This is a genomic window from Ensifer sp. 22460 (assembly GCF_052044935.1).
GTDB lineage: Bacteria > Pseudomonadota > Alphaproteobacteria > Rhizobiales > Rhizobiaceae > Ensifer.
This window is the reverse complement of the sequence record NZ_JBQENZ010000028.1, coordinates 25,054-44,202: the sequence shown is the minus strand read 5'-3', so window position 1 is coordinate 44,202 and position 19,149 is coordinate 25,054. Positions and strand designations below refer to the sequence as shown.

Genomic DNA, 19,149 nt, shown 5'->3' with positions numbered 1-19,149 from the left:
TCATCGGGCCATCAGTTTCGGGTTGAAATGGTCGCGCAGATAGTCGCCAATCACGTTGACGGCCAGCACGAGGATGACCAGCACTGTCGCCGGCATCACTGCGATCCACCAGAGGCCGGAGAACAGGAACTGGTTGCCGATGCGGATCAGTGTGCCGAGCGAAGGATAGGTCGGCGGCATGCCGGCGCCGAGGAAGGAGAGCGTCGCCTCCGTCAGGATCGCGCCGGCGAGGTTGATCGTGGCGATGACCATTACCGAACTCATGATGTTCGGCAGGATGTGGCGGCCCATGATGCGGGTGGATGGCAGGCCGATGACCTTGGCGGCGCGCACATAGTCTCGCGCGATCTCCACCATGGTCGAGGCGCGTACGGTTCGCGCGTATTGCACCCATTCGTTGATGGCGATGGAGAAGATCAGCACCAGCGGCGCCCAGGCGAGCATCGTCTCGGCGCTGAGCTGCGCGCGGGCAATGCCGCTGATGAGCAGTGCGACGAGAATGGTGGGGAAGCTGACAAAGATATCGGCGATGCGCATCACGATGCCATCGACCACGCCGCCGAAGAAGCCGGCAACCAGGCCGAGCACGACGCCGAGCACGGCTGCAAAGACCACTGCGCCGAGGCCGATGACGACGGAGATCCTCAAGCCGAACAGGATGACCGAGACAAGGTCGCGGCCCTGGTTGTCGGTGCCGAGCAGGAAGCGGGAATCGCCGCCCTCCATGAAGGCTGGCGGAATTTCCATGTCCATCAGCGAATAGGAGGCGACGTCGCGCGGGTCCATCGGCGCGATCATCGGGGCGAAGATGACGAGGACCAGCATGATGACGAGCACCAGGCTGGCGATGACGACGGAAACCGGCGGAAGTCGGCGCATCAGGGATTGCGTAGCCATTATCGTGTCCTCAGGCGCGGATCGATGAAGGTGTAGAGAATGTCGACGATCATGTTGATCATGACGAACAGGAAGCCCACGAAGAGAAGGTAGGCGGCCAGCACCGGCACGTCGGGATAGCCGACGGCGTTCGTGAATAGCAGGCCCATGCCCGGCCATTGGAACACCGTCTCGGTGACGATCGCGAATGCGATGAGTTGCCCGATCTGCAGGCCTGTGACGGTGACGACCGGCATCAATGCGTTGCGCAGCGCGAGCCGACCATAGATGTAAGTCCGCGGCAGGCCGCGCGCGAAGGCGAAGCGGATGTAGTCCGACGACAAGACGTCGATCATTTCCGAGCGCACCAGCCGCATGATCAGCGTGAGCTGGAACAATGCCAGCGTGATCGAGGGCAGGATCAGCGACTTCAGGCCTGAGAGCGAGAGAAAGCCGGTCTGCCAGAACCCGATATCGACGAGATCTCCGCGTCCGGAGGACGGCAACCATCGCAGGTTTACTGCGAAAACCAGGATCAGCAGCAGGCCTGTGACGAAGGTGGGCATGGAAATGCCGACAAGTGTCGCTGACTGGGTCAGCCGCGAGAAAAAGGCATGCGGCTTCAGCGCGCAGAGCACCCCGAGCGGTATGCCGAGCGACAATGCCAGCACGGTGGCAACGATCACCAGCTCCAGCGTTGCGGGAAGGCGGCTGAGCAACAGGGTCGTCACGGGCTGCTGGTAGCGATAGCTTGTGCCGAGGTCGCCGGTCAGAACCTGACCCACAAATTTGACGAACTGAGCCAGGACCGGCTTGTCGAGGCCGAGTGCGACGCGCACTGCGTCCTTTTCGGCCTGGGTCGCCCCCTCGCGCACCATGGAGGCGACCGGATCGCCGACGAAGCGGAACATGACGAAGGCAATGGCCGTCACCGCGACCATCACGAGGATGGCCTGAATCAGCCTGACTGAAAGAAGTCTGATCATCGGATAGTCCTTACGGGGAGCGATGTTGCCCAAAGGGCGGCCACCGGGTTTATGCGCTCCCGCATCCTCCGTTCCGTCGCCGGTCCTGGAGGGGTTGACCCGGTTTGCGGTCCAGTCCCGGCTTGATTTCTCCTGCCAGGACTGCGCCTTGGGAAAATCCCGATTACTTCTTGATCTGCGCGAACCACGGACGGACATATTCGTCCGGGAACTGCGGCATGTCGACCTTGCTGCTCATCGCCCATGCGACCGGCTGCTGATGCAGCGGCAGGTAGAGGACCTGGTCATGGGTGATGCGGAACGCCTGCTTCAGATCCTCGACGCGCTTGGTTTCGTCGAGTTCCGTCGACGCAGCATAGGCGAGCTTGTCGATCTCGGGATTGGAGAGCCCATCGGCGTTGCTCCCGCCGAAGGTGCCGTCATTGGTGGCGAGCAGCGCCTGCAGCGGGCTGAAGCCGTCCATCGGCGGCAACGAGGCCCAACCGAGAAGATAGACGTCGAACTCGCCCTTGTCTGTCCGTGGGAAATAGGTCGTCTTGCTCTCGACGCTTACATTGGCCTGGACGCCGATCTGCGCCCACATGGAGGCAACGGCAAGGCAGATCTGTTCGTCAGCGATATAGCGGTCGTTGGGGCAGGCGAGCCCTGTCTTGAAGCCATCCGGATAGCCGGCTTCGGCCAGCAGCGCCTTGGCCTTGGCGACGTCGTAGGGCAGCGGCACATCAATGTCTTCATCGTAGCCGGTCACCGCCGGTGCGACGAGCATGCCGGCCGTACGGGACTTGCCGCGCATCAGGCGCTTCTGGATCGTGTTGGTGTCGATCGCGTGCCAAAGTGCCTGGCGAACGCGCACATCGCGCAGCGGATTGGGCTGGCCCGGTGTTGCATGCAGTTCCGGCCGGTAGCTGAAGACGAAGAAGATGGTGCGCAGCGACGGGTTTTCGACGACCTTCAGACCCTCGGTGGCCGCAATGCGTTCGACGTCCTGCAGTGGAACCGGTGCAATCATGTCGACTTCACCCGACAGCAGGGCTGCGACGCGCGTCGCGTCGGAGGCGATCGGGCGGAATTCTACCTCGTCCAGATTATGCTGCGGCTTGTCCCACCACTCCTTGTTCACTTCGAATACCGAGCGTGAGTCCGGCTCGTAGGCCTTCAGCTTGAAGGCACCCGTGCCGTTGGCATGGTTGCTGGCATAGGTGACGACGCCGGTCGAAGCATTGCCCGGCTTCAGTGCGTCGTGCTCTTCCATCCAGGGCTTGCTCATGATGTAGATGGCGGCAAGATCGTTGAGGAGCAGCGGGTAAGGTGCGCGCAGGATAAGGTCGACGGTATACTCGTCCACCTTCTCGACACCGACAACCGTGGAGAGGTTTTCGCGGTTGCGCGCGCCGGGATCGATCTGGCGCTGGATCGTTGCCACCACGTCGTCGGCGTTGAAGGGCTGGCCCTCATGAAACTTCACGCCCTGGCGCAGCTTGAAGCGCCAGCGCGTGGGCTCGACGACTTCCCAGGACGTGGCAAGCGCCGGCTCCAGCTTCAGATCCTTGTTGCGGCGCACCAGAGGATCGAAAACCATGTGGTGAACGCTCTGGGTGAAACTGTCGACCTGAGCGTTCGGGTCGTAGGAAATGACATCGCCGGATGAGGCCCACCGCAGCGTTTCGGCAAATGCGGGCGCAGACAGCGGCGCCAGAAGGGCGAGTCCCGCCAGAAGGGTCTTTATAGAGGTTTTCACTGGTTTCTCCCGTTTAACGTATACATATTGTCTTTGCTATTGGATACGAATGTTCCCAAAAATAGTGTACATCTGATGCAAACAATATCAAGATGGCGAAAGTCGATTTGGCAGCGCTTTGTCAAAAAAGAACGCCAAACCCGGCAGCCGGAGAGGGAGCCGTCCATGACGAATGCACTACTGATTGAAAATGCCACGATCATCACGATGGATCCGGGGCGGCGGGTGCTCGATTGCGGCCATGTCCTGGTCGAAAATGGGCGCATCGCCGCCATCGGTAACGGAAGCCTTGCTCGAGAAACACACGCCGAGCGCATCGACGCCGCCGGCATGGTGGCCATGCCCGGATTGATCGACACGCACGCTCATGCCGGACATATGCTGACCAAGGGGCTGGGCAGTGAAGCCGAGGACTGGATGTCCGTGACGGGGCGGATCTACGCGACTGCGACAGATCCCGAATTCTGGGCCGCGGAAGCGGCACTGTCGGCCGCCGAGAGGATCAAATGCGGCACGACGACCGCGGCGCTACTGTTTGGCGGCGGCCCGGATATCATGCGCAGCGAGGCCCCGGAGGCGGCCGAAGCGCACCTCGCCGCGATTGCCGCCATGGGCGTGCGGGAGGTTCTGGCAGTGGGGCCGAACCGCCCAGGACAGCATCATGTGTATCGCCAGTATACGCCGACGGCCCACAGCGACATCGTCGTCGACCCGGACCGGCAAATCGACGTGGCCACGGAGTTGGTCGATGCTTGGGCGGGACGTGATGAGCGGCTACAGGTCGTCTTTTCCCTGCCGGTATTCGATGAGCAGGAACTGCGCGATGAAACGGTATACAGAATTGCATGCAAGGTCCGCGATCGCGTGCGTGAGAGAAGAGGCCTCCTAGTCCAGGACGGTCATCGCGATGGGTCCATCGCCGCCAATGACGTGCGCCTCGGCCTGTTTGACGAGCGATCGCTGCTTGCCCATTGCATAGACCTGACCGAGGCCGACCGCGCAGTCCTGAAACGAACTGGTGCCAAGGTTGCTCACAATCCCAGTGCATTGATGTCCGTATACGGTCGCTGCCCGGCACCGGAACTGATGGCGGACGGCGTCACGGTTTCCCTCGGCACCGATGCTGCGGCACCCGATAGGCCCTTCGACATGTTTCGCAACCTGTTCCAGGCGCACCGTTACCACGCGCGCCATTTCGCGGACGATGCCGTGTTGCCGCCGCTGCAGCTGCTTGAGATGGCAACGATCGAGGGCGCGCGCGCACTGATGATGGAGCATGAGCTCGGCTCGCTCGAGGCCGGCAAGCGCGCCGATATACTCCTCGTAAACATGCGTCAGCCCCATCTCTGGCCGCCGCACGATCCGGTGCAGCGCATCGCGCGCTTCGCCAACGGGGCGGACGTGGATACGACCATCGTCGGTGGACGGGTGCTGATGCGCGGGAGGCGCCTTGTTGGTCAGGACGAAGACGCGATCCTGGATCGCGCCTTGCGCGCCTTTGATCTCGCGATGGCTCGTGCCGGACTGAGCGAGCGTCGTTAAGCACTGGGACAAAAGAGGATATCAAGGTGACTGCAGACCTACTCATCCGCAATGCCCGTCCCTTCGGCGGCCCCCTCGAAGACCTATGCATCCGTGACGGCTGGTTCGTTACGGCCGATCGCGCCCGAACCGCCGTCGAGATCGATGCGGCCGGACATGTCGCCCTGCCGGGGTTTGTCGAGGCTCATACCCATCTCGACAAGACACTCATCGGCATGGACTGGTTCGAAAACCGGGTTGGCCCGACCCGCAATGACCGGATCCTGGCCGACCGCAACGCCAAGCGCGAACTTGGCATCAATGCGCGCCGGCAGTCGGCCCGTCAGATCATGCAGACGCTTGCCTACGGCGTTTTGAGCATTCGCAGCCACGTCGACGTCGATACCGAGATCGGCATTGCCAATATCGAAGGTGTCCTCGAAACGCGCGAGGCAATGCGTGATCTGGTCGATGTGCAGATCGTGGCTTTCCCGCAGAGTGGTATGCTGCCGCGCGCGGGCACGCTCGAGTTGATGGACGCGGCTCTCAGCGCCGGCGCCGACATCGTCGGCGGTATCGACCCTGCTTCCATCGAGCGCGATCCGGTGCGTCACCTCGATGCGATCTTCGCCCTTGCGGATCGTCACGCAAAACCGATCGACATCCATCTGCACGAACCGGGCGACCTCGGTGCATTTTGCCTTGAACTCATCATCGAACGCACACGCGCCTTGTCTCTACAGGGGCGGGTCATGGTAAGCCATGCCTACTGCCTGGGGATGCTCGATGCCTCACGACAGGCTGGGCTGATCGAACGGCTGGCAGCCGAGCGTATCGCGGTTATGACTGTGGGAAGTCCATCGGCGCCCGCATTGCCATTAAGATTGATGCGCGCGAGCGGTCTCACCGTCGCCTCCGGTTCCGACGGTATTCAAGGCACCTGGGAGCCTTATGGAAATGGCGACATGCTGGAGCGGGCGAAGTATCTGGCGCAGCGCAACGGCATGGCCAATGATGTCGATCTCGAATATGCGGCCCGCGTCTGCACGTTCGGTGGTGCAGAAGGCATCGGGCTCGGCGATTATGGTCTCTCCGAAGGTTGTTTCGGCGATCTGGTGCTGGTGCCGGCGCGCACGTTGGCGGAAGCGGTCGCGCTAACCCCGCGCAAGCGCACCGTTATCCGGCGCGGCCGCGTCGTCGTGGACGGCGGCGAACTGGCAGGTGACCTGCCGGCCATCGAGTGACGCTTTGTAGACGTCGACAGACAATCGCAGGAACGGTCGGCCGAAGGGGTCGGCCGCGCCTTTGCCGTTCCGATTGGGGGATGATAGTTGTTTGCGGTCCATCTCTCGGCAGACTCTTTCGACCGCACGCCCCGCCACTTTTCAGGTTCTTCATGATGACGCCCAAACCCAGCGCCAGCAATGCAAAATCCTCGGTTCCAAAGTCGGACGTGGTCTATCGTATCCTGAAGCGCGCGATCCTAGACCAGGCCTTCGCTGCGGGAACCAAGCTGCCGGAGGATTCGATCGGCGAGCGGCTCGGTGTTAGCCGCACGATCGTGCGCCAGGCGCTGGCCCGGCTGAACGGCGAGGGACTGATCGAATTGCGCCCGAACAAGGGTGCCTGTGTCAGCCATCCCAGCCTCGAGGATGGACACGATATCTTTGCCGTGCGGCAAGCCCTGGAGACATTGGTGGTCGATAGCCTGATCGGCAAGCTGACTGCGCAGAAGATCAAGGAGCTTGAAGCGCATGTCGATGCCGAGGACAAGGCAAGGGTCAGCAATCCATCGACCTCGATTCAACTCGCCGGTGAGTTTCACGTCCTGCTTGCAAGACTGACTGAGAACACGATCCTATTGCGGTATGTTACGGAACTCGTTTCGCGCTCGTCGATGATCCTGTCGCTCTATGGGCGCCCCCATTCTTCCGATTGCGCCGTATCCGAGCACCGCGCCCTGATCGCGGCCCTTGCGCGGGACGATCGCGAAAGGGCATGCGAGCTAATGGGCCATCACATCGGCGCCATCACGGCCCGAGCCTTGCTGAAAAGCAACGTTGAGGACGGCTTGCCGGATCTCCTTGCTGCCTACGCCAAGGAAGAGGGTCTTTAAGCCGCGGGCGCCTTCTGGCACTCGGCTTGACCTATGGGAAGCTCACGTTCGGGAATGCGTACTCGCGCGTTTTGTATGCAATTGATCCGAGCGCACAATCAAGGAAAGCTCGTCCACATCTGCCGCGCGCGGGAGTGGCGTGGTTCCGCCTCTACGCGCTTCATCTGCCACTTGATCTCCCGCAAGATCATGATTTCTTTTCCATATATGCCTGCCAGCTTTCCGCGGCGAGTTACTTGCCTTGCTGGAGAAGGGTCCATCTCTCTAATATTTCTCATTATTGTATGCAATTAAGGTGTACGATATTGACGTTATAATGGATGCAATATAGCTTGATCTTCGGGATTGGCACTGTCGGGGAGGGCAGCATGCGCATCGTACCCGTTGCCGACCGGCGGGCCGGCGATGCTTTCCTGAGAATCTATAGTTCCCACCGAAGGATGTATGTCGGTGTCGGCCGTGTCTGCGCGCTCGAGCGATCAGTGCTTTTGGCCGCCCTTTGCCGTTCACCGACGCCATTCCCCAATGTAGTCAACGGCGGGCGTGAGCGCTGCCGCCCCGATTGTCGTCGTGCCGGGCGTCGGGGTTCTTTGCTGAATTTATCAACAGGCAAGCAGGAGATCCGGACTTGAACATAGATTTCACCACGCTACCGCCTCCGGATCGCTATCGACTGCTGACCAACTTCATCGGTCCGCGCCCCATCGCGCTCGTTGGCACGCGATCGCCAGCCGGACACAACAACGCAGCGCCCATGAGCTTCTTCAACGTGTTCTCCCATGAACCGCCGTTGGTGGTGCTCGGGATCCAGAACCGTGGCAATGGCGACGAGAAGGACACGGTCACGAACATCCGCCGAACCGGCGAGTTCGTCGTCAACATGGTCGACATGGCGCTCGCCGATGCGATGATCGTCTGTGGCGTCAATTTCGCCTCGGAGGTCGATGAACTCGATTTCGCGGGCCTGACGCCGATACCGTGCAACCAGATCGACGCCGCCCGTATTGGCGAAAGTCCCTGCAGCTTTGAATGCAGGGTCGAGCAGATCCTCGACTATCACAAGCGCGTGCTGGTCATCGGCAGGGTCGTGCACATGCATATCCAGGACCGGTGCCTCGATCCTGCGGGGCGTTATGCGAACCCCGAGACCTATCAGCCGATCGCGCGGCTGCATGCCGACAATTACATCACCTCAGATCGGCAATTCGAACTTAAAAAGCCGGAGGAACTGCTGCCTCTGGAGCTCGCGCAAGTGAACCCAAGGCCGGAGAGGGCCGCCCGATGATCCGCATACATGTCATCAATCCGAACTCGACCGCATCAATGACCGATCAGATCGCACGGGCCGCCGAAGCTGTGCGATCGGAAGGCTCTGTGATCGATGCGGAGACCGCAATCGGTACGCCCGTCTCGATCGAAGGCTACGCGGACGAGGCGATGGCCGTCCCGGCGATGCTGGCGGCGATCCGTGCTGCGGAGAAGCGGGGTGCGTCGGCACATGTGATCGCCTGTTTCGATGATCCCGGCCTTGCGGCTGCGCGCGAAGTGGCAACTGGCCCGGTCATCGGTATCTGCCAGGCGGCGGTACAGGTGGCAATGACGGTGGCAACCCGCTTTGCGGTGATCACCACCTTGCCGAGGTCGGTGCCGGTGATCGAGGATCTCGTCAAGCAATATGGTGCTGCCGCGCGCTGCCGGCGCGTGCGCTCGGTCGACCTGCCTGTTCTAGCTCTGGAAGCCGACCCGGAAAGTGCGCGTACCAAACTCCTCGGCGAAGCGCGCGCGGCGATACGCGAGGATGGCGTAGACGCCATCGTCCTTGGCTGTGCCGGCATGGCGCAGCTGTGCGATTGGCTCTCCCGCGAAGCTGGAGTACCCGTCATCGATGGCGTGGTGGCGGCCGTCAAGCTCGCCGAAGCATTGGCGAGTGGCGGCTTTCGGACCTCAAAGGCAGGTGCCTACGCCTATCCCCTCGACAAGTCGGGTGATGTCGCGGCCGCCCGCTGAGCCATTCGGCCGCATTAGAAAAACGCGCGGCCGATGGATTGGCGTCGGCACTGACCGCGCGAACAGGGATACGTGCGCCGAGATCAGGGATGTCGAAGGTCGGATTTTTGCGGTGATACGGCAACGCGCTGTGGGAGGCCGGTTTCATGCAGAGTGCACGAAGCTCAACCATCCTGCGGCTCAAGTCTCAGGTGCTGCCTCTGCGCGGGCGCACCCGCGAATCTCGTCGAGTGAGCGCACGCCGAGGCGTTCCATAAGCGCATAGAGATCATCGAGGAGGCGAGCGGCCGGAATGTGCGCTTTGAGCGGGTGCAATCCGGTTGCCCCCCACACATGCGGCGGGGCAACCGGAAACATTACGCAGCGGATCGAAGTCCGACCGCTGCGGCGAGACCCCTTGCCCGTTCCAGGCACGCAGGTTGCTGATCGGCAAACCGCTCGGCGCCGATTTCCATGATCAGCGTCGTATCCGGAAGGAAGGTCAGTTCGGAGAAGATGTCATCCCAGGCAATGTCGCCCCAGCCGATCGGCAGATGCAGATCGCCGATGCCGAGCGCGGTCGCTTCGGCCGGATGATAGAAGCGGTTCATGGAATAGGGCAGGCCGAAACTGTCGTGAACATGGAGGTGGCCCGTCACCGGCGCCATTGCCCTCAGCTCGTCACGGAAATCAAGCCCGCGATGCGTGGCCTCGATATAGGCATGCGAGAAATCGATGAGCGCGACGACGTTGTTCGAGCCGATCGCTCGCACGGTTTCGGCGACCTGGCTCGGTGTCTGTCGATACTGGCCGCTTTCCGTCGTGAAAATGTTTTCGAGTGCGATGCGGACCCCGTATCCTTTTGCGATCTGCGCCATCTCCGCGAGTGCGTCGCGTTCCATCCTGTCGAGATCAGCGGCATTCTCTCCGGGGGCAAGCTGTGCTGCGCCGGAGTGATGGACGAGGATCCCCGCACCAAGCCGGTCGCACAGCTCGAGCATCGCCCTCACGACCTTCTTTTGCAGATGGTGGTGCTGGCGGTCCATGAAGTTGGAAACGATCTGGCCGTGCAGCGATAGCTTCTTGAAGGTGTACTTCTTCGTCATCTCGGCGACGCGCTGGACACGGTCTTCGATGATGCGGCCGCCACTGACGATCTCTTCGCCATAGATTCCGATCTCGCAGGCGTCGGCTCCGGTCTCGGCAATTTCGCGCAAGGAGGCGTCAAGGCTCGAAAGATCGCCCTTGCCCGTTCGATTGCAGAATCCCACGGCGGATATGATGTCGTTCATCACGGTTTCTCCTGATTTGTTGAAGTGATCAGACTGCTTGGAGCGTCGGATGGCTGGCGGCGCTACTGACGGCGCGGGGCTCCAGATCGACGTGGATTCGCCGGCCGGTCTCCTGGTCGAAGAGATGCAAATGCGCCAGAGGCAGCTCCAGGGTGATCCGATCGCCCGGCCGGGCGCGCGTATGCTCGTCGACACTGGCGGCGAAGGGATGGCCATTCAGTTCCGAGTGGATGACGCGGCCGGAGCCGAGCTCCTCGACGAAATCCACCTTGATCGAGACGCCTTTTGCTTCAGGCGCAACGACACATTGTTCCGGGCGAATACCGACCGTGATCTGCCTTGCGCCCAGTCGCCCAGCAAGCGCCCTGTCTATCGGCATCTTTGTGCCGCCGAACGCCAGGCAGGCGTTGTCAACGTCGACAGCGGCATCGAACAGGTTCATCGCCGGCGAGCCGATGAAGGATGCGACGAAGATGCTTGCCGGCCGGTGGTAGATGTCGAGCGGCTGGCCGACCTGTTCGACCACGCCCTTGTTCATCACGACCAGCTTGTCCGCCAGCGTCATCGCTTCCACCTGATCGTGGGTGACGAAGATGGACGTTGCCTGGAGACGCTGATGCAGCTTGCGGATCTCCGCCCGCATGGTGACGCGCAGCTTGGCGTCCAGGTTCGACAGCGGCTCGTCGAAAAGAAACACGTTCGGTTCGCGAATGATCGCGCGCGCCATGGCGACGCGCTGGCGCTGGCCGCCGGAAAGTGCCGCCGGCTTGCGATCGAGATAATCGGAGAGTCCGACGATCTTCGCCGTTTCCTCGATCCGGCGCAAACGCTCCGCCTTCGGGACACCGGCCACCTTCAGGGCATAGCCGATATTTCCCGCGACCGTCATGTGCGGATAGAGGGCGTAGTTCTGGAACACCATGGCGCAACCGCGTTCACGTGGCTCGAGCCTGTTTACGACGTGGCCGTTGATGGCGATTTCGCCGGCGGTGATGTCCTCGAGCCCCGCGATCATCCTCAAAAGCGTTGATTTGCCGCAGCCGGACGGGCCGAGGATCACGACGAATTCTCCCGACGCAAAGGCGAGGTCGATGCCATGCAGGGTGGGGTTCTTTCCGTAGGATTTACGCACGGCGCGAATTGCGATGTCAGCCATGGGCGCGGACCTCTCTGTCTGTTCTGTTTGGGGAAAGCGGGGTCATTTTTCCGTGGCCACGAGGCCGCGAACGAACCACCGCTGAAGGACGGCAACGACGATGAGCGGAGGCAGCATGATGATCAGCGATCCGGCGAGCGTCACGTTCCAGTCCGGCGTGCCGTTGTCGGACGGCAGGAGTGCGACCAGCGACATCATCGTGGTCTTGTATTGGGGGTCCGTCACCATCAGGAGGGGCCAGAGATACTGGTTCCACCCATAGACGAACATGATGGTCGTCAGTGCGAGCATGTTGGTGCGCGAGAGCGGCAGCAGCATGTCGATGAAAAAGCGGATCGCGCCTGACCCGTCCATGCGTGCGGCCTCCGCCAGCTCGTCGGGCAGGGTCAGGTAGAATTGGCGATAGAGGAACGTTCCGGTCGCGGTTGCGATCAACGGCAGCGTGAGGCCGGCATAGGAATTGAGAAGGTTCCAATCGACGGAAACTTCGAAACCGGTGACGGCGGAAATCAGCAGTCGAACCGGCTGAAACAGGTCGGCAGCGACCGCATAGGTGGGCACCACGCGCACCTCGAGCGGCAGCATCAGGGTGATGAACACCATCCAGAAGAAGAAGCCCTTGAGCGGCGTTCTGAAGAACACGATGGCAAAGGCCGTCAGCGCCGATAGCGCCACCTTGCCGACCGTGACGAGGCTGGCCATGACGAAGCTGTTCAGCATCGCTGTTCCGAGGTTGGCGCGCGACCAGGCGGCGCTCATGTTCTCGAAGAGGCGGTCCTGCGGCACGAAGCTGAAGGGTATGGCGTTGACCTGCTGGAATGTCTGGCTGGCGCCCGACACGATGACGATGAAGGGGCCGATCAGCAGCAGGAAGCCGAAGATCATCACGCCATAGGTCAGCGCGTTGGCGAAAGGTGTCCGCTGGATCATGGGAGCCTCACTTGTAATGGACTTGGCGCTCGATGAAGCGGAACTGGATAAAGGTGAAGATCATGATGAGGCCTATGAGCACGAGGCTCTGGGCCGAAGCGCCGGAGTAGTTCAAGCCGCGGAACGCCTCTTCGACGATGCGGTAGACCATCACGTCGGTGCCGTGGTTCGGGCCGCCATCCGTGGTTCGGGCGACGATGCCGTATGTGTCGGCACCGACGAAACCTTCGGTCATCATGATGACCAGCAGGAAGAAGAGTGTTGGCGCCAGCAGCGGGATCTGGATGTCGACTGCGCGGCGGATCGGGCCGCATCCGTCCATCGCGGCCGCCTCGATCAGCGATCGAGGGACCGACTGCAGACCAGCAAGAAGGAAGATGAAGGTGTAGCCCGCCCATTTCCAGGCGAAAACGACAATGACGAGAATAAGGGCATGGCTGCCGTACTTGGCTGGGTTCCAGAAATCCGGAAACGTGGCGTTGACCGATGCCATCAGCCCGCGCTCAGGCGACAGGATGAAACGGAAAGCCATGCCGGCGGCCGGCCCCGCAATCGCGTAAGGCAGAATGTAGAGGAACCGGAACGGTGCGGAGCCCGGCAACTGCCGGTCGACAGCAAGGGCAAGAACAAGGCCAATGAAAATGGTGGCAAGCGTGCCGCAAAGGGCGAATGCCAGGCTGACGCCAACCGAGTTCCAGTAGAGCGGGTCGGCGAATACTTCCTGGAAGTTGGCAAAACCGACGAACTCAGCGGCGCCGCCGAATGGCGGCTCCAGCGTGAAGGCCCATCGCAACACGGCGACCGCCGGCCAATAGAAAAAGAGCAGGATCAAAATGATCTGTGGAAGGGCGAATAGGCTGGGCAGCCACCAGCTGCGAAAGGCCGCACGCTTGTCCATGTGTTGTATTTCCGATGCGCAAGAATAGAAATCGGAGCCTGCCGATGTTGCGGCAGGCTCCGGGCGGATCAGATGTTAGTTCAGGGTCTGTCCAGCGTAGGTCTTCTCGAAGCGACGCAGAACGGCGTTGCCGCGTTCAACCGTCTTGTCGAGCTCGGCCTGGACGTCTGCGTTCTGCATGAAGATCGCTTCGAGGGCGGTCGCGAACTCCTTGCGGATCTGCGTGAAGCCGCCGAGGCGGATGCCGCGGGTGTTTTCAGAGGTCGGGGTGAAGGACAGGCTCTGGATGGCGAGTTCACGCCCCTTGTAGGGTGCCTTGTCGTAGAACCCGTTGGCCTTCATGGCGTCGAAACCGGTCTTGGTCACCGGGATATAACCCGTCACCGTTGACCACCACTCGGCCATTTCCGGCGTCGCAAGGTAGTTGAGGAAGGCGGCCGCGCCCTTGTATTCCGCTTCCGGACGACCGGCGAGCACCCAGAGCGATGCGCCGCCGACGAGCGAGTTCTGCCGCTCCGTGCCCTTCCATACGGGCAACATGGCGACTTCCCACTTCACACCTTCGGGAAGGGTCTTGCCGATCGTGCCGTGGTCGGCGATCGAGGTCTGTATCATCTGGCAGGTCTGGGACGTGAAGGCGGGGACGATGTCCATGCCGAGTTGCTTGGTCTTGACCACGAAGAGCTTCTCGTCGGCCATCTTCTTGAAGAACTTCACGTGATCGACGAACTTGGTCTTGTTGACGACAAGCTCGGCGTCCAACCCGTTGTAACCGTTGGCCTTGGTGGCGAGCGGCTGGTTGTGGATGGCCGAGAACTGCTCCATCAGCGGCCAGGTGTCGAAATTGAAGGCGAGCGGGCATTCGTGACCGGCGGCCTTCAGCTTGCGGGCAGCTTCCTCGACCTGTTCCCAGGTGTCCGGCTTGAAGTCGATGCCGGCCTTCTGGAAGGCGTCGACGTTGTAATAGAACATGGCCGTCGAGGAGTTGAACGGGAAGGAATTCAGCTCGCCTTTTGCCGTGGCGTAATAGTTGGCGATGCCGCCGAAATAGTTGTTCCAGTCGATGGTGTAGCCGTTGTCGGCCATCAGCTTCTTGGCGGGCACGAATGCGCCCGACAGCATCATGTCCAGGGTGCCGGCATCATAGATCTGGGTGATTGCCGGCTGCTTCTTGGCGCGGTAGGCGGCAATCGTGTTCTGCAGGGTCGTGTCGTATCCATTTTGAGAGGTGCAGACGATCTCGAACTCGGACTGGCTGTCGTTGAACTTCTTGCAGGCATCCTGGACACGTTCGCCAAGATCACCCGAAAGGCCGTACCAGAATTCGAACTTCGTCTTTTCGGCTGCGGCCGCCGACGCGCCAAACGCGACGCTTGCCATCAGGCCGATGAATACGGACGTAGTGACGGAGACTCTCATTGCAAAACGCTCCTTGCAGATTGGCGGACACCAGGATCGGTGGCACGAATGAAGCCGGGCGCTTGCTAACAGTTGAGTGTGACAGTCCTTGCCAATCTGCATGATGGAAAAATGAAAGTTTGATTACGCTTGTCAGGCGGCGGCGCGCTCCCTGGTTGCGGCAGGTCTGTTCTTGCCGGGGAGCCCGAAGAATAGCGGCGCTCGACTGTCCGGTACGTTGGACTTCACGCGGATGCTTGCTGTGGAGCAAGGAAGGGGGCGGGCGTACCGGCTAGCTATGCGGTGGCTCCGGACATTTTCGGAGACAGCGTAGAAGGAGCTTGATTGTGGTGAGGCGACGCAACGGTTGGGGACTGGCGTTCATCGCTGCCTGCCTGTTCGTGCTGCAATCGGTCGCCGGCGCATTTGCCTTCAGCTCGATGCCTGCCTTCTCGCAACTCGACGCTTTCGGCAATGCACTGTGCATCAGCGCGGATCACGCCAGCAACGGCAATCACGACGGCGGCCATGGCAAGGCTGCCGATTGCTGCCTTCTTGGATGTTGCGTGTCCTCGCAGGTCTTGGCGGCGACTCCGCAGCCTGGCGACGATCTTAACCACCAAGTCGCGTCGGCGGTGCACACGTTTTGGTCCGCGGCAGAGCCGTTGCCGGCGGGCGAGCATCGCCTCGGTTATCCTCGCGCGCCCCCTCGGCTGCTCGCCTGATCGGTTGCGTTCGCTCCAGCCTATGTCGGGGGGAGGGATATCCTCCCCTGGCGTCCGCCGGTCCATCGCGACGATCTTCGACGCCTCCCGACGTCCCTGTCGTGTGCTCCAAGCCTGACTGCAGGCCGGTCTTGAGCCAACGGGGACCCGTGCACTGACCGTCTTGTGCGATCGCTGCCCGCCACCGACCAAGAATGTCGGCAACCTTTTCCGGATCACTGCATCCAATCCCTGACAGCCGCGGGGGGATTTCCCGCGACCCAACACAAGCCCAATAATCTCAAAGGAATAGCCATATGTTGTCGAAACTCATCACCACCGCTGCCTTCATCGCGATAGGCACCACGGCAGCTTTTGCCCACTCCACGCTCGAAACAACGGAGGCGCATGTCGGCGCGTCCTACAAGGCCGTCATCCGCGTCCCGCATGGATGCGAGGGCAAGCCGACGATCGCTCTGCGCGTTCAGATCCCGGAAGGCATGATCGCCGCAAAGCCGATGCCGAAGCCGGGCTGGACGCTGGAGAAGGTCAAGGGAGCCTACGAAAATTCCTATGACTACTTCGGCACGCCGATGAAGGAGGGCGTGAACGAGGTCGTCTGGAAGGGCGGCAGCCTGGCCGACGACGAATATGAGGAGTTTGTCTTCCGCGCGTTTCTGACTGAGGGCCTGCCAGTCGGCAAGACACTCTACGTGCCGCTGGTGCAGGAGTGCCCTGATGGCGCGACCGAGCGTTGGATCGAGGTCCCGGCAGAAGGCAAGTCGAGTGACGATCTCGAATATCCGGCGCCCGGCATCAAGCTGCTTGAAAAGAAAAGCGGGCACTGAGCAGCGCAACGTGGGGGCGAGGGCCAAGTGACCGGAGATCACGCATGATGCTGGTATCATCGAGCTTCACTCGTCTTGCGAGGCTGGTGGTGATCGCGCTCTGCGGGATCCTCATGCATGCCGCCGCGACCTTCGCCCACGCATCGCTCAACACAAGTGAACCGCAGGATGGCGCGGTCGTCGGCACCGCGCCATCGGTCTACGTGCTGACCTTCAGCGAGCCGGTTTCGCCGTTGTCCTTAAAGCTCGTCAGACCGGATGGAACAGCGATCCCGCTCGAGCGGTTCGACCTGAAGGATCGAGTGGTCGTGATCGCGGCGCCATCCGATCTTGGGCACGGCACACATGTGCTCAGCTGGCGCGTGACCTCTACCGACGGGCATCCGATCGGTGGATCGGTCGTCTTTTCTGTCGGCGCGGCCAGCACCGCTCCGTTCATGAACGAAGACGAGATCGACTGGGCCGTGCGCGCCGGTCTCCTCCTATCGAAGCTCGCGCTTTACGTGGGGCTGTTCATCGGCGTCGGCGGTGTGTTTTCGCGCCACTGGCTGCTCTTTGGCTCGCGATCAGGGTGCAAAGTCGTTGCAGCAGCGCTCGGTATAGGGCTTCTCGGCGCACTTGCCGCTGTGGGTTTTCAGGGGCTCGATGCACTGGGCGTTTCCGTGACGCAAATTGTCGAGCCGGTCGTTTGGTCCACGGCGATGGCAACCAGCTTCGGCGGTACGGCCATTGCCGCCTTCGCTGCCTTTTGTGTGGCCGCCATCGCTCTGCCGGCGAAGGGTCGGTCTGCTCGACTGTCATCTCTCGTCGCGCTGATCGCGTCATCCGTCGCCTTGTCGCTGAGCGGCCATGCATCGACAGCCGAGCCGCAATGGCTGATGCGTCCGGCGGTCTTCCTGCACGTCGCCACGATAAGTCTCTGGGTTGGAGCGCTCGCTCCCCTGGGCCTCGCGTTGCGGCGCGAAGACCCGATGGCTCTTCAGGCGCTCGGCCGGTTCTCGGCGTTCGTCCCTTACGTGCTCGTTGTTCTTATCGTGGCGGGTTTCATCTTGGCCTTTGTGCAGGTGGAGAAGCCGCAAGCGCTGCTGGAAACTGCCTATGGCCAGGTGCTCATGGTCAAGATGGCGTTGCTGTTCGGACTGTTTCTGTTGGCGCTTGCAAATCGCTGGCGCCTGACGAAACCGGTAATGGCTGGCGAGCGGGCTTCGGCGAAGCGGCTGGTCCGCTCGATCGCCGCGGAAACACTGATCGTCGTCCTGATCTTCGGCGCCGTTTCTTGCTGGCGCTTCACGCCGCCGTCGCGCGTGCTCTTAGCTCTGGCGGTTCGGCCTGCAAGCGTTCACATCCACACGGACAAGGCGATGGTCCTCGTTGAGGTCTTGCCCGGACGGGTGGGCGAGGTCGACGTATCGATCAACCTCGCCACGGGCGAAGTCGAACCGCTTGCCGCCAAGGAGGTGACGCTCGTCCTATCCAAGCCTGATTCCGGCATCGAGCCGTTCAAACGTGCGGCAGCGCGGAGCGGCGACGCAGATTGGCGGATCGAGCGCGTGAACATACCGCTGGCGGGCACCTGGCAGGTACGTGCCGATGTTCTGATCAATGACTTCGAGAAGGTAACGCTGAGCGATCAAATCATCATTGGGCCGTGAGCGCGGAGGCCGCCGCACAATCTCGCGCGCACGCCAGCGGATCGCCTGTGGGCGTTCAATCGCTACTGCCGTGGAGGTGTTCCGTCTAGCCCTGGCTGGTTATCCAATAGACCGTTTAGGTTCATTGCCTTCGGATGAAGCCTCTGTCAGCCTTTTCCGATTGCGGTTGCGCCGACGTCGCAGTCCCCGCTGCAGCGGCCAATCGCAAGCCTGACTCTGGCCTCTGCTTGGCTAGTGGAGGCTCTTTTTTTGGACGCGGGCGTGGGCGGTAGCCGACCGGAGGCGGTCCGCTCGACATAAATCGCGGATCACGTCCCGCATTAATAATTTAGAAATATCGAATGTTCATTCTGCTCCGCCATGCGCGGTTTCCTGCTGATGGCGATTTACGCGGGCGGATTGTGGGTGGTCGACACGACGATGTGTGAAGGCCGCTACACCCAGGAGTTTGGGCATGAGGTTCAATCCGCGACCAGACAGGCCCGGTATTGGCTGAACGTCCAATTGAACTTCCTGGCCGCCCGCTTCTAGCTGACCATTGCTACGCGGTGCCGGAGAAGCGGGAAGCCGACCGGGAGGGGCGGAGTTTAGGCGGAAGTCCTTTCACGGAAGCCGCTGTCGAGAGCATTGTGCGCTGCCTGCGTGACGTCGATGTCGTGAATGTGGCTTAATCTCCATCATCAGATCGCCGATTACCAAATACGTCTCGGCGCGTCGCTTTCCTTTTTCGCGATGGCGGTCTCAAGCTGCTCGTGCGATCCCCCCAAGGCAACAACATAGAGTTCCAGCGCAGTCGTCAGAACGTTCGTGCGACGTACGGAGATATCGCTGGTCGAAGCATCGCCTAAGGAGGCAACCATCAATCGAACAGCTCTGTTTTGGAACTCACTCATTCTGCAACCTGTTCAAATGCCATTTGGTGCGGAGCATATCGCCGATTGCTGAACCCTATCTTAAGCGCAAAGGTAGTGTAGGTCGTGGCGCTGAGGTTTTACTCAAGCTGGCGAAGTCGAACCTTCATGGGGGCAAGGTCTCGTCATGACCATTC

General features: G+C 61.3%; 17 protein-coding genes. 8 read left to right on the top strand and 9 right to left on the bottom strand.

From position 1 onward, the window contains the following. The 3 genes from ACTJKM_RS28270 to ACTJKM_RS28260 all read right to left on the bottom strand — a co-directional run bounded on the left by ACTJKM_RS28270 (position 1) and on the right by ACTJKM_RS28260 (position 3,600). Positions 1-897, bottom strand: a complete 897-nt coding sequence (locus ACTJKM_RS28270) for an ABC transporter permease (protein WP_058327187.1) — start codon at positions 895-897, stop codon at positions 1-3. After that, complete coding sequence (locus tag ACTJKM_RS28265) at positions 897-1,862, bottom strand: ABC transporter permease (protein ID WP_058327237.1); 966 nt, start codon at positions 1,860-1,862, stop codon at positions 897-899. Before ACTJKM_RS28265 ends, ACTJKM_RS28270 begins: the two co-directional genes overlap by 1 nt. Before the next feature lie 163 nt (positions 1,863-2,025). Continuing rightward, entirely contained in the window at positions 2,026-3,600 is a 1,575-nt protein-coding gene (locus ACTJKM_RS28260) for an ABC transporter substrate-binding protein (RefSeq protein WP_058327186.1), read from the bottom strand. Positions 3,601-3,765: 165 nt separating this feature from the next. Between ACTJKM_RS28260 and ACTJKM_RS28255 the strand changes: the two genes are divergently transcribed. The 5 genes from ACTJKM_RS28255 to ACTJKM_RS28235 all read left to right on the top strand — a co-directional run bounded on the left by ACTJKM_RS28255 (position 3,766) and on the right by ACTJKM_RS28235 (position 9,244). Beyond that, on the top strand, positions 3,766-5,142 hold the full coding sequence (locus ACTJKM_RS28255) for an amidohydrolase family protein (RefSeq protein WP_113511247.1): 1,377 nt from the start codon (positions 3,766-3,768) through the stop codon (positions 5,140-5,142). A gap of 26 nt (positions 5,143-5,168) precedes the next feature. Beyond that, positions 5,169-6,365, top strand: a complete 1,197-nt coding sequence (locus tag ACTJKM_RS28250; protein ID WP_058327184.1) for an amidohydrolase — start codon at positions 5,169-5,171, stop codon at positions 6,363-6,365. 155 nt (positions 6,366-6,520) lie between these two features. Then, positions 6,521-7,237 carry a GntR family transcriptional regulator gene (locus ACTJKM_RS28245; RefSeq protein ID WP_058327236.1) on the top strand — a complete coding sequence of 239 codons (717 nt, stop codon included), beginning with the start codon at positions 6,521-6,523 and terminating at the stop codon, positions 7,235-7,237. 628 nt (positions 7,238-7,865) lie between these two features. Continuing rightward, a complete protein-coding gene (locus ACTJKM_RS28240; RefSeq protein ID WP_058321904.1) occupies positions 7,866-8,522 on the top strand; it encodes a flavin reductase family protein in 657 nt (218 codons plus the stop codon). Beyond that, positions 8,522-9,244 carry an aspartate/glutamate racemase family protein gene (locus tag ACTJKM_RS28235; RefSeq protein ID WP_058327235.1) on the top strand — a complete coding sequence of 241 codons (723 nt, stop codon included), beginning with the start codon at positions 8,522-8,524 and terminating at the stop codon, positions 9,242-9,244. The genes ACTJKM_RS28240 and ACTJKM_RS28235 overlap by 1 nt, the downstream gene beginning before the upstream one ends. A 356-nt stretch (positions 9,245-9,600) precedes the next feature. On the opposite strand, the gene ACTJKM_RS28230 is transcribed toward ACTJKM_RS28235, so the two are convergent. The 5 genes from ACTJKM_RS28230 to ACTJKM_RS28210 form a co-directional block, all read right to left on the bottom strand. Next, positions 9,601-10,515: a sugar phosphate isomerase/epimerase family protein gene (locus ACTJKM_RS28230; protein WP_113511244.1), complete on the bottom strand. Its 915-nt coding sequence runs from the start codon at positions 10,513-10,515 to the stop codon at positions 9,601-9,603. Positions 10,516-10,543: 28 nt separating this feature from the next. Continuing rightward, complete coding sequence (locus ACTJKM_RS28225; RefSeq protein WP_058327182.1) at positions 10,544-11,671, bottom strand: sn-glycerol-3-phosphate import ATP-binding protein UgpC; 1,128 nt, start codon at positions 11,669-11,671, stop codon at positions 10,544-10,546. 42 nt (positions 11,672-11,713) lie between these two features. Then, the gene (locus ACTJKM_RS28220; protein WP_058327181.1) at positions 11,714-12,601 is read right to left on the bottom strand and encodes an ABC transporter permease subunit; all 888 of its coding nucleotides are present in this window, start codon (positions 12,599-12,601) and stop codon (positions 11,714-11,716) included. A 7-nt stretch (positions 12,602-12,608) separates the two neighbouring features. Continuing rightward, a complete protein-coding gene (locus ACTJKM_RS28215; protein ID WP_058327180.1) occupies positions 12,609-13,499 on the bottom strand; it encodes a carbohydrate ABC transporter permease in 891 nt (296 codons plus the stop codon). 75 nt (positions 13,500-13,574) lie between these two features. Then, on the bottom strand, positions 13,575-14,918 hold the full coding sequence (locus ACTJKM_RS28210; protein ID WP_113511243.1) for an extracellular solute-binding protein: 1,344 nt from the start codon (positions 14,916-14,918) through the stop codon (positions 13,575-13,577). Positions 14,919-15,247: 329 nt separating this feature from the next. Between ACTJKM_RS28210 and ACTJKM_RS28205 the strand changes: the two genes are divergently transcribed. The 3 genes from ACTJKM_RS28205 to ACTJKM_RS28195 all read left to right on the top strand — a co-directional run bounded on the left by ACTJKM_RS28205 (position 15,248) and on the right by ACTJKM_RS28195 (position 18,101). Further along, on the top strand, positions 15,248-15,622 hold the full coding sequence (locus ACTJKM_RS28205) for a hypothetical protein (protein ID WP_156436856.1): 375 nt from the start codon (positions 15,248-15,250) through the stop codon (positions 15,620-15,622). A 296-nt stretch (positions 15,623-15,918) separates the two neighbouring features. Beyond that, on the top strand, positions 15,919-16,449 hold the full coding sequence (locus ACTJKM_RS28200; RefSeq protein ID WP_440661431.1) for a YcnI family copper-binding membrane protein: 531 nt from the start codon (positions 15,919-15,921) through the stop codon (positions 16,447-16,449). Between the two features lie 44 nt (positions 16,450-16,493). Beyond that, a complete protein-coding gene (locus ACTJKM_RS28195; RefSeq protein ID WP_440661429.1) occupies positions 16,494-18,101 on the top strand; it encodes a copper resistance CopC/CopD family protein in 1,608 nt (535 codons plus the stop codon). A 692-nt stretch (positions 18,102-18,793) separates the two neighbouring features. On the opposite strand, the gene ACTJKM_RS28190 is transcribed toward ACTJKM_RS28195, so the two are convergent. Further along, a complete protein-coding gene (locus ACTJKM_RS28190) occupies positions 18,794-18,994 on the bottom strand; it encodes a hypothetical protein (protein WP_245296086.1) in 201 nt (66 codons plus the stop codon). Positions 18,995-19,149 lie beyond the last annotated feature (155 nt).

Excerpts from the sequence above, each read along its gene's own strand:
- ACTJKM_RS28220 (WP_058327181.1), bottom strand. The coding sequence starts at position 12,601 with ATGATCCAGCGGACACCTTTCGCCAACGCGCTGACCTATGGCGTGATG.
- ACTJKM_RS28245 (WP_058327236.1), top strand. The coding sequence starts at position 6,521 with ATGACGCCCAAACCCAGCGCCAGCAATGCAAAATCCTCGGTTCCAAAG.
- ACTJKM_RS28210 (WP_113511243.1), bottom strand. The coding sequence starts at position 14,918 with ATGAGAGTCTCCGTCACTACGTCCGTATTCATCGGCCTGATGGCAAGC.
- ACTJKM_RS28190 (WP_245296086.1), bottom strand. The coding sequence starts at position 18,994 with ATGAGTGAGTTCCAAAACAGAGCTGTTCGATTGATGGTTGCCTCCTTA.
- ACTJKM_RS28200 (WP_440661431.1), top strand. The coding sequence starts at position 15,919 with ATGTTGTCGAAACTCATCACCACCGCTGCCTTCATCGCGATAGGCACC.
- ACTJKM_RS28255 (WP_113511247.1), top strand. The coding sequence starts at position 3,766 with ATGACGAATGCACTACTGATTGAAAATGCCACGATCATCACGATGGAT.
- ACTJKM_RS28230 (WP_113511244.1), bottom strand. The coding sequence starts at position 10,515 with ATGAACGACATCATATCCGCCGTGGGATTCTGCAATCGAACGGGCAAG.
- ACTJKM_RS28270 (WP_058327187.1), bottom strand. The coding sequence starts at position 897 with ATGGCTACGCAATCCCTGATGCGCCGACTTCCGCCGGTTTCCGTCGTC.
- ACTJKM_RS28195 (WP_440661429.1), top strand. The coding sequence starts at position 16,494 with ATGATGCTGGTATCATCGAGCTTCACTCGTCTTGCGAGGCTGGTGGTG.
- ACTJKM_RS28225 (WP_058327182.1), bottom strand. The coding sequence starts at position 11,671 with ATGGCTGACATCGCAATTCGCGCCGTGCGTAAATCCTACGGAAAGAAC.
- ACTJKM_RS28215 (WP_058327180.1), bottom strand. The coding sequence starts at position 13,499 with ATGGACAAGCGTGCGGCCTTTCGCAGCTGGTGGCTGCCCAGCCTATTC.
- ACTJKM_RS28265 (WP_058327237.1), bottom strand. The coding sequence starts at position 1,862 with ATGATCAGACTTCTTTCAGTCAGGCTGATTCAGGCCATCCTCGTGATG.